A 14,848-nucleotide genomic window follows, 5' to 3' on the forward strand; every position below is an offset into this window, starting at 1 on the left:
CTTTTTGAGACGACCAACGCAATGACCGATTTCCTGGATGTCGACGCCCAACTTGAAGACTGGAACGCCTTGCGTACCAGCGCTTCGTTCAGCGGCCTGCTGCTGGGCAACGGCGCCAGCCGCGCGGTGTGGGACGACTTCGGTTACGACTCGCTGTTCGACAACGCGCGCACCGTCGAAGAAAAGCCCCTGAGCCAGTCCGAACTAAGCGTGTTCGAGGCCCTGCAAACCCGCAGCTTCGAACAGGTCCTCAGCGCGTTGAAAATCACCAGCCGCGTCAACAAGGCCCTGGCCGTCAGCTCCGCTGCGCCGCGCAATCGCTACTACGCGATCAAGGAAGCGCTGATCAACACCGTGCACGCGGTGCACATCCCGTGGCGGCTGGTGGTGCCTGCGACCCTGGCGACGATCAATCAGGAACTGGGCAACTATCGGACGGTGTTCACCACCAACTACGACTTGCTGAGCAACTGGGCGATCCAGCACACGCCTGATGTCGTCACTGACCTGTTCCACGGCTCTGAGCCGAGCTTCGATCTGAGCGCCAGCGCGACCGACAAGCCGTGTTTGCTGTACCTGCATGGTGGTCTGCATCTGGTGCGCAATCAGGACGGTACGGCTCGCAAACTGATGTCAACCGAAGGCACGTTGCTCGGCAGTTTTGCCATCAACAACACGATCAAGACGCTGGATGATGTGCCGCTGTTCGTCAACGAAGGCCCGGCCCAGGACAAGCTCAAGACCATTCGCAGCTCGGACTATTTGTCGTTTTGCTATGACCAGTTACTGGGGCATGGCGACGGGTTGTGCATTTTTGGTCATGCGCTGGGCGAGCAGGACAGCCACATCATCCACGCGTTGCGCCAGGCGAAACCGAAGGTGGTCGCGGTGTCGGTTTATCCGCGTAGCAAGGCGTTCATTCAGCATCAGAAGCGGCACTACGCGAAGGTGTTTGAGGGGACGGGGGTTGAGTTGCGGTTTTTTGATTCCAAGACGCATGCGTTAGGTAGCACGAAGCTTCGGGTTCCCGTCGAGGTTTAGCGGCGACTGGGCGGACGCCTTCGCGAGCAAGCCCGCTCCCACAGGGGATTTGTGAACGCTACAGGTCCAATGTGGGAGCGGGCTTGCTCGCGAAGCTTTTGCTGTTGATTCATTCTTCGGTGCTATGCACCACCACCAGCAACTGCGCCTGAACCTCCCCCACTGACCGTATCCGATGCGGCTTCTGCGCATTGAAATGCAGCGCATCCCCACGATTGAGCAGCACCCGCTCGTTCATGAAGTCGACCTCCACCTGCCCTTCGTGAACGAACAGAAACTCTTCCCCCAAATGCTCCTTGAAGGTCTTGTCGGTGAATTCGCTCGGCGGGTAAATGATGAACGGCAACAGGCTGCGTTCACTGACCTGATGGGCCAGCACCGCGTAGCCGGGGCTGTGGTCGTTAGCGGCCAGTGACTGGCGTTCGTCGCTGCGCACCAGGCTGTAGCTGTCGAGGCTGATGCTGTCTTCGGAGAACAACTCCTCGACCTTTACGTTCAGCGCCTTGGCCAGTTTCAGTGCAGCAGCAATCGACGGGGTGTTCAGCCCGCGCTCGACTTTCGACAGATAACTCTTGGTCATGCCGGACTTTTCGGCCAGGGCTTCCAGCGTCACGCCGAGTTTTTTTCTGAGTAATTTCAAACGGATAGACATGTAGAGCGATTAATCCATCAAGGAGCCGACGATTTGTCCTTGCCAATGACACAATGTGTCATATAGCCTCTTTAGTGTCATTCGCACTCACCCATGACCTTGCAAGCAACGAGTGAACGGCAAACCCGACGTCCATTGAACCACCCAAAGGACACCGATATGGCCAAGACCTTAGCACTACCCAAAGACCAACTGGTCAAGCAAGCGCTGATCCAGATGCAAAACACCCTGGCGGATAATACGTGGACCGACCGGCAAAAGCTGGCCCTGACCTGCCGCATTCTGTTCGAGAACGGCCACGATTCCGGCCTGGCCGGGCAAATCACCGCTCGCGGCCCGCAGCCTGGCACCTATTACACCCAGCAACTGGGCCTGGGTTTCGATGAAATCACCGCCGGTAGTCTGCTGCTGGTCAACGAAGACCTGGAAGTGCTCGAAGGCCACGGCATGCCGAACCCGGCCAACCGGTTCCACAGTTGGGTGTATCGCGCCCGGCCTGATGTGAACTGCATCATTCATACGCATCCGACCCATGTGGCCGCGCTGTCGATGCTCGAAGTCCCGCTGCAGGTATCGCACATGGACCTGTGCCCGCTCTACGAAGATTGTGCGTTTCTCGAAGCCTGGCCGGGGGTGCCGGTGGGCAATGAAGAAGGCGAAATCATTGCCGGCGCACTCGGCGACAAACGCGCGATCCTGCTTTCCCACCACGGCCAACTGTCCACTGGCACGAGCATCGAAGAAGCCTGCGTCATTGCGCAACTGATCGAACGCGCGGCGAAGTTGCAGTTGCTGGCTATGAGCGCCGGGACGATCAAACCGATCTTGCCGGAGCTGGGCCGCGAAGCCCATGACTGGATTTCCAAACCGAAACGCCACGCCGCCGCCTTCAACTACTACGCTCGGCAGAACCTGCGCCAACACGCCGATTGCCTGAACTGACCCCACTCATTTTCAAGAGGAGCGACAGCATGTCGAACCCATCGATTCACGGCATCATCGGTTACACCATCACCCCGTTTACCGCCAACGGCGAAGGTGTCGATCTGGACGCGCTCGGGCGTTCCATCGATCGGCTGATCGACAGCGGCGTCCACGCTATCGCGCCACTGGGCAGTACCGGCGAAGGCGCTTATTTGAGCGACGCGGAGTGGGATCAGGTCAGCGAATTCAGCATCAAGCACGTGGCCAAACGAGTCCCGACCATCGTCAGCGTGTCCGACCTGACCACCGCCAAAGCCGTACGCCGCGCGCGTTTCGCCGAAGCCCACGGTGCCGATGTGGTGATGGTGCTGCCGGCGTCCTACTGGAAACTCAGCGAAGCGGAAATCCTCGCCCACTACCGCGCCATCGGCGAGAGCATCGGCGTGCCGGTCATGCTCTACAACAATCCGGCCACCAGCGGCACGGACATGTCGGTGGAACTGATCCTGCGGATTTTCAACGCTGTCGAAAACGTCACGATGGTCAAGGAAAGCACTGGCGACATCCAGCGCATGCACAAACTGCAACTGCTCGGCGAAGGTCAGGTGCCGTTCTACAACGGTTGTAATCCGTTGGCGCTGGAAGCGTTCGCCGCAGGTGCAAAAGGTTGGTGTACGGCGGCGCCGAACCTGATCCCGCAGCTCAATCTTGATTTGTATGAAGCGGTGCTGGCCAACGACCTGGGCAAGGCGCGTGAGTTGTTCTATCGCCAGTTGCCGTTGCTGGACTTCATCCTCAAGGGCGGCTTGCCGGCGACGATCAAGGCCGGGTTGCGGGCGACCGGGCTGGAAGTCGGTGATCCACGGTTGCCGGTGTTTGCGTTGAGTGAGGCGGGTTGTGGTCAGTTGCAGGGATTGTTGAAAGCGCTGCGCTGAACTTCAGCCATACCCAAAACCCATGTGGGAGCGGGCTTGCTCGCGAAGAGGGAGTGTCAGCCGACAAAAATGTTGTCTGACACACCGCTTTCGCGAGCAAGCCCGCTCCCACAGTGGATTTGAAGGTTGCACTCAAAGCACCGGCAACGTCTTGTCCTTGATCACCTTGGTCGGCCCAATGGCCTTGACGCTGGCGATGCCTTTCTCAAGCGCAGCCTCGGAGGAATAAGCTTCGCTGCTGCCAATGATCTCGTGGTTAGCGGCCGTGAGGTTGAAGTAAGGATGGCCATCCTTGGTGGTCTTTTTCTCGTAGCGTTCGTCCAGCGGGCTGTTGGTCTGCACCGAGGCAATGCCGTTATCGGCGGCGCTGCGGGTGGTGTAGTGCTCGCTGACCAGAATGGTTTCGGCATTGGCCGCTTTCAGCACAAACCGAAACTGGCCGCTGCTGGTTTTGCTCAATTCGTACCATCCGGACATGCTCGTTCTCCTTGGCAATTGAGAGGGTTCGCGCCAAAGAGTAAAGACCACCCGGCTGTTTCTGTCGCCTGGGCCGGCCCCTTCGCGGGCAAGCCTCGCTCCTACGAGGGTATGCGTTCCCCTGTAGGAACGAGGCTTGCCCGCGAAAGCGGTCGACGCGGCCTGCGCTATTTCACCGCCGTGCGCACCACCGACAATTCCGGTGCCGCCACCCGCCGCTGACTCAAATACCGCATGCAACTCACCCGCAAGAACGACGCGAAATTCACCACTTCCCCGCGGTAGTCCATCACCTCTTCATACAGCTTGGCGATCAACTGATTGGTGGTCATGCCGTCGACCTCGGCGATTTCGCTGAGGATGTCCCAGAACTGGTTCTCCAGCCGCAGGGTGGTGACCACCCCGCAGATGCGCAGCGAGCGGGAGCGCGATTCGTAGAGGATCGGGTCGGCTTTGACGTAGAGCTCGCACATGGGAAACGCCCCTTGTTACAGCGTGATTTTGGTGCCCAGCAACCCGAGGAAACCGGCGAGCCAGCTCGGGTGCGCCGGCCAGGCAGGTGCTGTGGCCAGATTGCCTTGAACGTGACCTTCCGTCACCGGGATATCGATGAACGTACCGCCGGCCAGACGGACTTCCGGGGCGCAGGCCGGGTAGGCGCTGCACTCCCGACCTTCGAGAATCCCCGCCGCCGCGAGCAACTGCGCGCCATGACACACAGCGGCGATCGGCTTACCGGCCTTGTCGAAGGCACGCACCAGTTCCAGGACTTTTTCGTTCAGGCGCAGGTACTCCGGCGCACGACCGCCCGGGATCAGCAGCGCATCGTAGTCAGCTTCAGCAACCTTGGCGAAGTCGAAGTTCAGCGCAAACAGGTGACCGGGTTTTTCGCTGTAGGTCTGGTCACCTTCGAAGTCATGGATCGCGGTGCGCACGGTCTGGCCGGCGGTTTTGTCCGGGCACACGGCGTGCACGGTGTGACCGACCATCAACAGCGCCTGGAACGGCACCATCACTTCGTAGTCTTCGACGTAATCACCGACCAGCATCAGAATTTTTTTCGCAGCCATGGGGAGGACTCCTCTGGGAAAACGTGGGCGTGCAGGAGTATTCAAGGTAGTCCTTAATCGGCGGGGCAGGTAATAACCAGCTACTACGGACAATGAGCATTTGTGGCGAGGGCGCTTGCTCCCGCTGGGCTGCGAAGCGGCCCCTTGCATTATGTCCATCCAAACTGTGCAAACAGGTTTTGCGACTGCTGCGCAGCCGAACGGGAGCAAGCTCCCTCGCCACAGGGACCGCGCGCAACTGTACGGATATTTCTGTGCCTAGCTGTAAGCGCCAAAATCAAAGGTTTATGGCTAGATAAAGCCACGTCCAATCACCCTGAATTCTGGTCCCCATCATGTCCTCGCGCGAAAACACCGGCATGGCCCTCGGCCTGCTCGGCGTCGTCATCTTCAGCCTCACCCTGCCCTTCACACGGATCGTCGTGCAGGAACTCCATCCGCTGCTCAACGGCCTGGGCCGTGCGCTGTTTGCGGCGGTGCCGGCGGCGTTGCTGTTGCTGTGGCGGCGGGAAAAGTGGCCGACCTGGAAACAGGTCAAAGGCCTGACCCTGGTGATCGCCGGGGTGATCCTCGGTTTCCCGGTGCTCTCGGCCTGGGCCATGCAAACCTTGCCGGCGTCCCACGGTGCGCTGGTCAACGGCTTGCAACCGCTGTGTGTGGCGCTGTATGCCGCGTGGCTGTCCCACGAACGCCCGTCGAAAGCCTTCTGGGCCTGCGCGGCGTTGGGCAGTGCGCTGGTGCTCGGTTATGCGCTGATCAGCGGCGCCGGCAGTATTCAGGCGGGTGATTTGCTGATGCTCGGGGCGATTGCCGTGGGTGGTTTGGGTTACGCCGAGGGCGGTCGGTTGGCCAAGGAGATGGGCGGTTGGCAGGTGATCTGCTGGGCGCTGGTGCTGTCGACGCCGCTGCTGATCGGACCGGTGGTGTACCTGGCGTTGCAGCATCAGGGCGAGATTTCGGCCAAGACCTGGTGGGCGTTTGGCTACGTTTCGCTGTTTTCACAGTTCATCGGTTTCTTCGCCTGGTACGCCGGGTTGGCGATGGGCGGGATTGCGCGGGTCAGTCAGATCCAGTTGTTGCAGATCTTCTTCACGATTGCGTTTTCAGCGTTGTTCTTTGGCGAACACATCGAGCCGATTACCTGGCTGTTTGCCGCCGGGGTGATTGTGACGGTGATGTTGGGGCGCAAGACCGCCATCAAACCCAATGTGGGAGCGGGCTTGCTCGCGAAAGCGGACTAACAGCCAACGAAAACGTTGGATGTGACGGCCCCTTCGCGAGCAAGCCCGCTCCCACAGGGGATCAGAGCAGGCCGGGTAGAAACCGGAGACATCCTTTACGTTTTAAACCGGAGACATCCTTTACAGGTGTGAAATACGGTCAGGAGGTACCTGACCATGCCCTGGAATCAAGAGTCTCCAATGGATCAACGAATCAAACTCATAGGCGACTGGCTGCAAGGCAGCCATTCCAAAAGCGAGCTGGCCCATCACTACGGGCTCAGCCGACCCACTTTGGACAAATGGCTTGCACGCTACGAGGCACATGGCATTGATGGGCTAAAGGAGCTGTCACGGCGCCCGCATACGAGCCCTTTCAAAATCAGCGACGAGGTGCTTGAGTTGCTAATCGCGTACAAGCGCGAGCATCACAGCTGGGGACCTGAAAAACTGGTGCATAACCTTAAAATCGATCATCCAGAGTTGTCTTGGCCAACGGTCAGCACGGCAGGCGAGTGGCTTAAGCGAGCAGGCCTGGTGCAAAAACGGCGCTTCCTCAATCGCCCACCAGCAGGAAAAAATCCGCTGCGCGACGCCACTTCGCCTAATCAGACATGGGCAGCGGATTTTAAAGGTGACTTCGCGCTTCAGAACGGCCAACGTTGTTACCCACTGACAATTACTGATCACGTCAGTCGATTTCTATTGCTGTGCAGAGCGCAAAGCAGTGTTGCCGGCGCCCGCGAGGGTTTTGACTGGGCGTTTCGGGAGTACGGCTTGCCTGACGTGATCCGCACGGATAACGGCTCCCCCTTTGCCTCCACCGGCATTTCACGCATCTCCAGTCTGGCGGCGTGGTGGATACGTTTAGGGATCTACCCAGAACGAATTCAGCCGGGGCGACCTGACCAGAATGGCCGTCATGAACGCATGCATCGAACGCTCAAGGCTGCATTGCTTCATGCACCTGAACGTAACCTGGTGGAACAACAGTTGGCATTCGAACAGTTTCGACAAGAGTTCAATTACGTACGGCCTCACAAGGCTTTAGAGATGAAAGTTCCTGCGGACCTCTATGAGCCGTCAAAACGGCAGTACGACGGACGCGTGCCTGAGGCCGATTACGCTTCGGACATGACGATCCGCATGGTCAGGCAGAATGGGTCGATGAAATGGAAAGGCAAGATGATTTTCGTCAGTGAATCCTTGGCAGGTGAGGCGCTAGGACTCAAGGAAGTAGACGATGATGTTTGGGATATTTACCTCTGCAACTACCTTTTAGGCAGGCTGAAAAGCGGCGAAAGCCGCCTTTCAAGCCAACAGAAACGTAAAGGATGTCCCCGGTTTCAATCGTAAAGGATGTGTCCGTTTCTACACCGTCAGCCCGCAGCAAGGTTTCCAGACAATGTTCCGTGATCTGGTAGAAATCCTTCAGTTCCTGAATCTTCACCAACAGCTGGGCCGGGTCTACCGGCTCGGCGCGTTTGACCGCCAGGATCATCTTGTTCTTGTTGGTGTGGTCCAGTGAGATGAACTCGAACACCTTGGTCTCGTAGCCGCAGGCCTCAAGGAACAACGCGCGCAAACTGTCGGTAACCATTTCCGCCTGCTGGCCCAGGTGCAAACCGTATTGCAGCATCGGCTTGAGCAGCGCCGGGCTCTGGATTTGCAGGCGGATCTGTTTGTGGCAGCACGGCGAGCACATGATGATCGAGGCGCCGGAACGAATGCCGGTGTGAATCGCGTAGTCGGTGGCGATATCGCAGGCATGCAGGGCGATCATCACGTCCAGTTCGCTCGGCGCCACGCTGCGCACGTCCCCGCACTTGAACACCAGCCCCGGATGCTCGAGCTTCGCGGCGGCGGTGTTGCACAGATTGACCATTTCTTCACGCAGCTCGACGCCGGTGACTTCGCCTTCAGCCTTCAAGGTGTTGCGCAGATAGTCGTGGATCGCGAACGTCAGGTAACCCTTGCCCGAACCGAAATCCGCCACCCGCACCGGTTTGTCCAGCGCCAGCGGCGAGGTGGTCAGGGCATGGCTGAAGACTTCGATGAACTTGTTGATCTGCTTCCACTTGCGCGACATCGCCGGGATCAGTTCCTGCTGCGCATTGGTCACGCCCAGGTCCTTGAGGAACGGCCGGCTCAGGTCGAGGAAGCGGTTTTTCTCACGGTTGTGTTCGGCGGATGGTACTTCGCGCAATTGCTGAGGTTTGCTCTTGAACAGCGAAGATTTGCCCTTTTTGCTGTATTCGAGCTGGGCTTCGTCGGTCAGGGACAGCAAATGCGCATTTTTAAACGCTTCTGGCAGCAGCGCGGCAATGGTCGCCACGCCTTCGGCCACCGGGAAGTTCTTGGTGATGTCGCGGGTCTTGTAGCGGTAGACGAAGGATAGGCAAGGCTGATCCTTAACCGTCAGTTGCTTGATGATCAGCCGCTGCAAGTCCACTTCGCTGCCGACGTACTTGGCCAGCACCAGTTTGATGAAGGCGTTGGCGTCGAGGCTGGTTTGCAACAGGTCGATGAACTGGGCGTGGTGATCCGGCGCGAGGCTGGCGGGAGTGGCGGTGACAGACATGGAGAAAACGGCCTCGGGCGGTGCGAATCGGGGAATGGCGGGTATTTTAGGGGGGATGGGGATTGAGGGCACGGGTAATTTCCCGAACGGTGCGAATCCTGAGTCGAAGTGAGATCCCTGTGGCGAGGGGGCTTGCCCCCGTTGGGCTGCGCAGCGGCCCCGGCATTCTTTCAGTTAGACGGTGCAAACCGGTTTGCGACTGCTTCGCAGCCGAACGGGGGCAAGCCCCCTTGCCACAATAATGTGTGTCAATTCGGTAGGTTAAATCAGCCCAACACCACCAGCCGATTCGGCAACTCATTCCTCACCTGCGTCACCGGCACATGCACCTTGAGCAATTCGCCGCACGCCTCGATACACGTCACAAACCCTTGCAGCGTCTGACCCTGTTTCACCTGCTGGGTAAACGCCGCGACAATCGCGTCCCAGCTCTTGTCATCCAGCCGCTTGGAAATCCCTTCATCCACCAGAATCTCCACATAGCGCTCGGCCTCGCAGACAAAGATCAACATTCCGGTGCCGCCGATGGTGTGGTGCAGGTTCTGTTCCAGAAACTGCCGCCGCGCCAGGTTCGAGGCGCGCCAGTGGCGAACTCGACGCGGGATCAGATGGGTGGTGACTTTCGGAATCCGGAAGACCAGGCACAGCACGATAAAACTGGCCCACTGCACCAGCAACAGGCTGTGCATGGTCAGCGCGCCAGTCAGGTAATGCACGACACCCGGCACCACCAGCGCCAGCAAACTGGCCCACAGCAGCGGTATGTACGCGTAGTCGTCGGCGCGGGCCGCGAGTACCGTCACCAGTTCGGCGTCAGTCTCGCGCTCGACCCGGGCAATCGCCTCGGCGACTTTGCGTTGTTCGTGTTCAGTCAGTAATGCCATGTTTTTAAGTGCCTGTTTGCTGTTGTTTTTATTGGCAGTGTTATCACCAGCCGCCCGACGAACCGCCGCCCCCAAAACTGCCCCCGCCGCCGCTGAAGCCCCCGCCTCCACCGCCGCCACCAAAACCACCGCCGCCAAAACCGCCACTCGAACCACCTGAACCGCCTCGGCCGACGGGCAGGATACCGAGCATCTGCAGGATGAAAATCGTCAGGATGAACAGCATCACCAGGAACACGAAAACGCCCGGATGACGCGAAACAAAATCGCTTTCCTGATTGCCGCCAGAGTCATACACCGTCGACGGCTCATCCAGCGGACTGCCGCCCAACACCACCAGCATCGCCGCGACCCCGTCGCTGATACCTTTGCTGAAGTTACCGGTCTTGAACGCCGGGGTGATCACCTGGTTGATGATCACCGAACTCTGGGCATCGGTCAGCCTGTCTTCCAGACCATAACCGACTTCGATCCGCAGCTTGCGCTCATCGCGGGCGACAATCAGCAGCGCGCCGTTGTTCTTGTCTTTCTGGCCGATGCCCCAGGCGCGACCGAGTTGATAGCCGAAGTCGGCGATGTCGGTGCCCTGCAAGTCCGGCAACGTCACCACCACCAATTGCTCGCCGGTGGCGGCTTCGTGGGCCTGGAGTTGCTGGGTCAGTTGCTCGCGCACCGCTGGCTCAATCAGTTGGGCGTCATCCACCACCCGACCGGTCAGTGGCGGGAACTTCAACTCGGCCTGAGCCGTGACTGCAAACACCCAGAGCAACAGCACCAGGCCGGATTTGAAGATTCCCATCAGCACCTCTTCCTTAATCATTCACCCGGCGCACTACCAACTGCCGGAAGCCCCGCCACTGCTATTAGCTGTCATCGCTGCTCGAGGATCTGTTCGAGTCCGAATCAGAACTCGAATCGGAACTCGAACTGCTGCTGGAATCGTCAACGTCACTGGAACTGCTGCTCCAGCTCCAGCTCCAACTCGATTCCTGATCAGCCTTCGATTCCCGTCGAAGCAGACTGTCATCGTCTTCATCGTCAGGCGTGTATTTGTCAGTCTCGGACGGGAAGTACTCCTTCTCTCGCCACGAGCCGAGAAACGCCGCGACTAGAATCCCCAGAAAGACAATAAAGAACACCGCCTTTACCCACCAAACCCAGTCAATCAACTCTAGCCAACTTCTTTCCACCGAACGACTGACCACCCTTGGTACATCGGTGGGCACAAGCATTCTTACGATTGAGGTCGTCCCGGCAATGATCCCTGATGAATACAGATCATCCTTGAAATAAGGAACGATCGATTCATTGATGATATATCCGGCCCACATCTTATTGATCTGCCCCTCCAGTCCGGACCCGACTTCGATCCGCACCTTTCGCTCATCGCGCGCCACCAGCAGCAGGACGCCGTTATTTTTGTCCTTCTGCCCGATGCCCCAGTGCCGGACCAGTTGCACACCGAACTCCTCGATGCTGTAGCCACCCAGGCTCGGGACCGTGACCACCACCACTTGATCGCTCGTGGACTGTTCCAGGCGTTCAAGCATCTGCTGAAGGTAAAGCACCGCCGAAGGCGTCAAGAGTTGAGCGGTATCGACGACTCGTCCGGTGAGTTGGGGAAACAGACTTTCCAGGGGCTCTGCCGTCGCGGCGACCGGTTTGGGCTCGACCTGCGAAACGGGTTGCGCCTGGCGCAACGCTAACCCGTCCGTGGGTGTTGGAGCCTGTTGCTGCGCCATCACGGCGCAACTGCTAACCAGCCACAGCGACAGCAGCGTGCTCTGCAGCACGCGCTGTACGCCGCCCATCAAAATTTAACTTGCGGCGCTTTTTCGGCGTCCGGGCTGGTGGCTTCGAAGGTTTCGCGGATCGGCAAATCGCTGTACATCACGCTGTGCCAAAGGCGACCGGGAAAGGTGCGAATTTCGGTGTTGTATTTCTGCACCGCGAGGATGAAGTCGCGGCGGGCCACGGCGATGCGGTTCTCGGTGCCTTCAAGTTGCGATTGCAGCGCCAGGAAATTCTGGTTGGCCTTAAGGTCCGGGTAGCGCTCGGACACCACCATCAAACGACTCAAGGCACCGGTCAACTGATCCTGGGCCTGCTGGAACTGTTTGAGTTTTTCCGGGTTATCCAGCGTCTTGGCATCAACCTGGATCGACGTCGCCTTGGCCCGGGCTTCGATCACCGCGGTCAGGGTTTCTTCTTCGTGCTTGGCGTAGCCCTTGACGGTCTCCACCAGGTTGGGAATCAGGTCGGCGCGGCGCTGATACTGGTTCTGCACCTGGCCCCAAGCGGCTTTGGCCTGTTCGTCGAGGGTCGGGATGTTGTTGATGCCGCAGCCGGCCAGCAGCGTGGTCAGCAGCATCAGCGCTGCGACTCGCAGGGCCGGGCGATAGTTGAGTCGTACATTCATGTAAGTGATGCTCCCGTGCACAATCCGTTGAAAAACTGCCTGTAACCTTTGAATCGGGCTCTTGGGGCAAAATCTGCCGCCGCCACTGGATTGCAGCGTGCCAATGGGCTAAAAGATGCCCCCAGTACTAAAACGCGTCAGAAGTGTGCTGCATTTACTTGAACAACAATAGTCGCTCCCTAAATTTTGGCTGACCGGCGCGTATTCACTGCCGTTTAGGCCTTTGAGAAAACTATTCATGAAGAAGCTGTGTTTGCTGGGCCTGTTCGTCAGCCTGGCCAGTCATAACGTATTGGCCGCCACGACCCCCGCACCTCTAGAGAACAAGGACGCTTTCATCAGCAATTTGATGAAGCAGATGACCCTCGATGAAAAAATCGGCCAGTTGCGCCTGATCAGCATCGGCCCGGAAATGCCGCGCGAGCTGATCCGCAAGGAAATCGCAGCCGGCAACATCGGCGGTACGTTCAACTCCATTACCCGCCCGGAAAACCGTCCGATGCAGGACGCGGCCATGCGCAGTCGGTTGAAGATCCCGATGTTCTTCGCCTATGACGTGATCCACGGCCACCGGACCATTTTCCCGATCAGCCTCGCCCTGGCCTCAAGCTGGGACATGGACGCCATCGCCCGCTCCGGGCGCATTGCCGCCCAGGAAGCCTCCGCCGACAGCCTCGACATCACCTTCGCGCCGATGGTCGACATTTCCCGCGACCCGCGCTGGGGCCGCACGTCCGAAGGTTTCGGTGAAGACACTTATCTGGTGTCGCGGATTGCCGGCGTAATGGTCAAGGCCTTTCAGGGCCAGGGCGCCAACGCCGCCGACAGCATCATGGCTAGCGTCAAACACTTTGCCTTGTACGGCGCGGTCGAGGGCGGTCGCGACTACAACGTCGTCGACATGAGCCCGGTCAAAATGTACCAGGACTACCTGCCGCCCTACCGCGCCGCCATCGACGCCGGTGCTGGCGGGGTCATGGTTGCGCTGAACTCGATCAACGGCGTGCCGGCCACCGCCAACACCTGGCTGATGAACGACCTGCTGCGCAAGGAATGGGGCTTCAAGGGCCTGGCAGTCAGCGACCACGGGGCGATTTTCGAGCTGATCAAGCACGGCGTTGCAGCTGACGGTCGTGAAGCGGCGAAGCTGGCAATCAAGGCCGGCATCGACATGAGCATGAACGACACCCTGTACGGCAAAGAGCTGCCCGGGCTGTTGAAGGCTGGCGAAATCGAACAGAAAGACATCGACAACGCCGTGCGCGAAGTGCTCGGCGCCAAGTACGACATGGGCCTGTTCAAGGACCCGTACCTGCGCATCGGCAAGGCTGAAGATGACCCGGCCGACACTTACGCTGAAAGTCGTCTGCACCGCCCGCAAGCCCGTGACGTTGCACGCCGCAGCCAGGTGTTGCTGAAAAACCAGAACGAAACCCTGCCGCTGAAGAAAACCGCGAAAATTGCCTTGGTCGGTCCACTGGCCAAAGCGCCAATCGACATGATGGGCAGTTGGGCCGCTGCTGGTAAACCGGCGCAATCAGTCACGCTGTTCGACGGCATGAACGCCGCCATGGCCGACAAAGCGACGCTGATCTATGCGCGCGGTGCCAACATCACCAGCGACAAGAAAGTCCTCGATTACCTCAACTTCCTGAACTTCGATGCCCCGGAAGTGGTGGATGATCCACGCCCGGCCCAAGTGCTGATCGACGAAGCGGTGAAAGCCGCCAGGGATGCTGACGTGATTGTGGCAGCCGTCGGCGAATCCCGTGGCATGTCCCACGAGTCGTCGAGCCGTACCGACCTGAACATCCCGGCCAATCAGCGTGAGCTGATCAAGGCGTTGAAAGCCACCGGCAAGCCACTGGTGCTGGTATTGATGAACGGCCGTCCGCTGTCGATTGTCGAAGAGAAAGACCAGGCTGACGCAATCCTGGAAACCTGGTTCAGCGGCACCGAAGGCGGCAACGCCATCGCTGATGTGCTGTTCGGCGACTACAACCCGTCGGGCAAACTGCCGATCACCTTCCCGCGTTCGGTGGGTCAGATTCCTACCTACTACAACCACCTGAGCATTGGCCGGCCGTTCACGCCGGGCAAACCGGGCAACTACACCTCGCAGTATTTCGATGACACCACCGGGCCGCTGTTCCCGTTTGGTTTCGGCTTGAGCTACACCAGTTTCAGCGTGGACGACATGGCCCTGTCGTCGACCACCCTGAACAAGACCGGCAAACTCGACGCCAGTGTCACGGTGAAAAACACCGGCAAGCGTGACGGCGAAACCGTGGTGCAGTTGTACATCCAGGACGTGACCGGCTCGATGATTCGCCCGGTCAAGGAACTGAAGAACTTCCAGAAAATAATGCTCAAGGCCGGCGAACAGAAAGTCGTGCACTTCACCATTACCGAGGACGACCTGAAGTTCTACAACGCCCAGCTCAAATACGCTGCGGAACCGGGCAAGTTCAACGTGCAGATCGGCCTGGACTCCCAGGACGTGACGCAGCAGAGCTTTGAATTGCTGTAATTATCCAGACGCCACAAAACCTGTGGGAGCGAGCTTGCTCGCGATGAGGTCATAACATCCAACATCTACGTTGACTGTTAAACCGCCATCGCGAGCAAGCTCGCTCCCACAGTTG

At 58.9% G+C, this 14,848-nt stretch carries 14 protein-coding genes and 1 pseudogene; 6 read left to right on the forward strand and 9 right to left on the reverse strand.

Translation table 11 applies throughout. The features are described 5' to 3' along the window. Window positions 1-21: 21 nt before the first annotated feature. The gene (locus AC1MEW_RS30470; protein WP_201201383.1) at window positions 22-1,041 is read left to right on the forward strand and encodes a DUF4917 family protein; all 1,020 of its coding nucleotides are present in this window, start codon (window positions 22-24) and stop codon (window positions 1,039-1,041) included. A 109-nt stretch (window positions 1,042-1,150) separates the two neighbouring features. On the opposite strand, the gene AC1MEW_RS30475 is transcribed toward AC1MEW_RS30470, so the two are convergent. After that, window positions 1,151-1,693 carry a helix-turn-helix domain-containing protein gene (locus AC1MEW_RS30475; RefSeq protein WP_201201381.1) on the reverse strand — a complete coding sequence of 181 codons (543 nt, stop codon included), beginning with the start codon at window positions 1,691-1,693 and terminating at the stop codon, window positions 1,151-1,153. A 159-nt stretch (window positions 1,694-1,852) separates the two neighbouring features. Here AC1MEW_RS30475 and AC1MEW_RS30480 point away from each other — a divergent pair, with 159 nt between their 5' ends. Continuing rightward, window positions 1,853-2,635, forward strand: a complete 783-nt coding sequence (locus AC1MEW_RS30480) for an aldolase (RefSeq protein WP_480424701.1) — start codon at window positions 1,853-1,855, stop codon at window positions 2,633-2,635. Window positions 2,636-2,664: 29 nt separating this feature from the next. After that, complete coding sequence (locus tag AC1MEW_RS30485; RefSeq protein WP_201255974.1) at window positions 2,665-3,552, forward strand: dihydrodipicolinate synthase family protein; 888 nt, start codon at window positions 2,665-2,667, stop codon at window positions 3,550-3,552. A gap of 132 nt (window positions 3,553-3,684) precedes the next feature. Here AC1MEW_RS30485 and AC1MEW_RS30490 read toward each other — a convergent pair whose 3' ends face one another. From AC1MEW_RS30490 to AC1MEW_RS30500, 3 genes are all read right to left on the reverse strand, one after another. Then, window positions 3,685-4,029, reverse strand: coding sequence for a YegP family protein (locus tag AC1MEW_RS30490; protein ID WP_201201375.1), 345 nt, complete (start codon window positions 4,027-4,029; stop codon window positions 3,685-3,687). Window positions 4,030-4,196: 167 nt separating this feature from the next. Then, complete coding sequence (locus AC1MEW_RS30495; RefSeq protein WP_201195320.1) at window positions 4,197-4,502, reverse strand: ribbon-helix-helix domain-containing protein; 306 nt, start codon at window positions 4,500-4,502, stop codon at window positions 4,197-4,199. Between the two features lie 15 nt (window positions 4,503-4,517). After that, window positions 4,518-5,099: a DJ-1/PfpI family protein gene (locus tag AC1MEW_RS30500; protein ID WP_201255973.1), complete on the reverse strand. Its 582-nt coding sequence runs from the start codon at window positions 5,097-5,099 to the stop codon at window positions 4,518-4,520. Between the two features lie 335 nt (window positions 5,100-5,434). Between AC1MEW_RS30500 and AC1MEW_RS30505 the strand changes: the two genes are divergently transcribed. Together AC1MEW_RS30505 and AC1MEW_RS30510 are read left to right on the forward strand one after the other, a co-directional pair. Further along, window positions 5,435-6,340 carry a DMT family transporter gene (locus tag AC1MEW_RS30505; RefSeq protein ID WP_201201373.1) on the forward strand — a complete coding sequence of 302 codons (906 nt, stop codon included), beginning with the start codon at window positions 5,435-5,437 and terminating at the stop codon, window positions 6,338-6,340. Window positions 6,341-6,496: 156 nt separating this feature from the next. Next, on the forward strand, window positions 6,497-7,675 hold the full coding sequence (locus AC1MEW_RS30510; RefSeq protein ID WP_480424703.1) for an integrase core domain-containing protein: 1,179 nt from the start codon (window positions 6,497-6,499) through the stop codon (window positions 7,673-7,675). Window positions 7,676-7,694: 19 nt separating this feature from the next. Here AC1MEW_RS30510 and AC1MEW_RS30515 read toward each other — a convergent pair. The 5 genes and pseudogenes from AC1MEW_RS30515 to AC1MEW_RS30535 all read right to left on the reverse strand — a co-directional run. Next, a pseudogene (locus AC1MEW_RS30515) lies at window positions 7,695-8,900 on the reverse strand (class I SAM-dependent methyltransferase); the annotation flags it as partial. Between the two features lie 266 nt (window positions 8,901-9,166). Beyond that, window positions 9,167-9,784 (reverse strand): TPM domain-containing protein, encoded by a 618-nt coding sequence (locus tag AC1MEW_RS30520; RefSeq protein WP_322270721.1) that lies wholly within the window; start codon window positions 9,782-9,784, stop codon window positions 9,167-9,169. 43 nt (window positions 9,785-9,827) lie between these two features. Then, on the reverse strand, window positions 9,828-10,583 hold the full coding sequence (locus AC1MEW_RS30525) for a TPM domain-containing protein (RefSeq protein WP_201255970.1): 756 nt from the start codon (window positions 10,581-10,583) through the stop codon (window positions 9,828-9,830). A gap of 64 nt (window positions 10,584-10,647) precedes the next feature. Next, a complete protein-coding gene (locus AC1MEW_RS30530) occupies window positions 10,648-11,595 on the reverse strand; it encodes a TPM domain-containing protein (protein ID WP_480424705.1) in 948 nt (315 codons plus the stop codon). Further along, window positions 11,595-12,203: a LemA family protein gene (locus tag AC1MEW_RS30535; RefSeq protein ID WP_201255968.1), complete on the reverse strand. Its 609-nt coding sequence runs from the start codon at window positions 12,201-12,203 to the stop codon at window positions 11,595-11,597. Before AC1MEW_RS30535 ends, AC1MEW_RS30530 begins: the two co-directional genes overlap by 1 nt. 238 nt (window positions 12,204-12,441) lie before the next feature. Between AC1MEW_RS30535 and bglX the strand changes: the two genes are divergently transcribed. Then, window positions 12,442-14,733, forward strand: a complete 2,292-nt coding sequence (bglX, locus tag AC1MEW_RS30540) for a beta-glucosidase BglX (RefSeq protein WP_201201359.1) — start codon at window positions 12,442-12,444, stop codon at window positions 14,731-14,733. Window positions 14,734-14,848 lie beyond the last annotated feature (115 nt).

The sequence above is a fragment of the Pseudomonas sp. ASL4 genome (assembly GCF_056680395.1).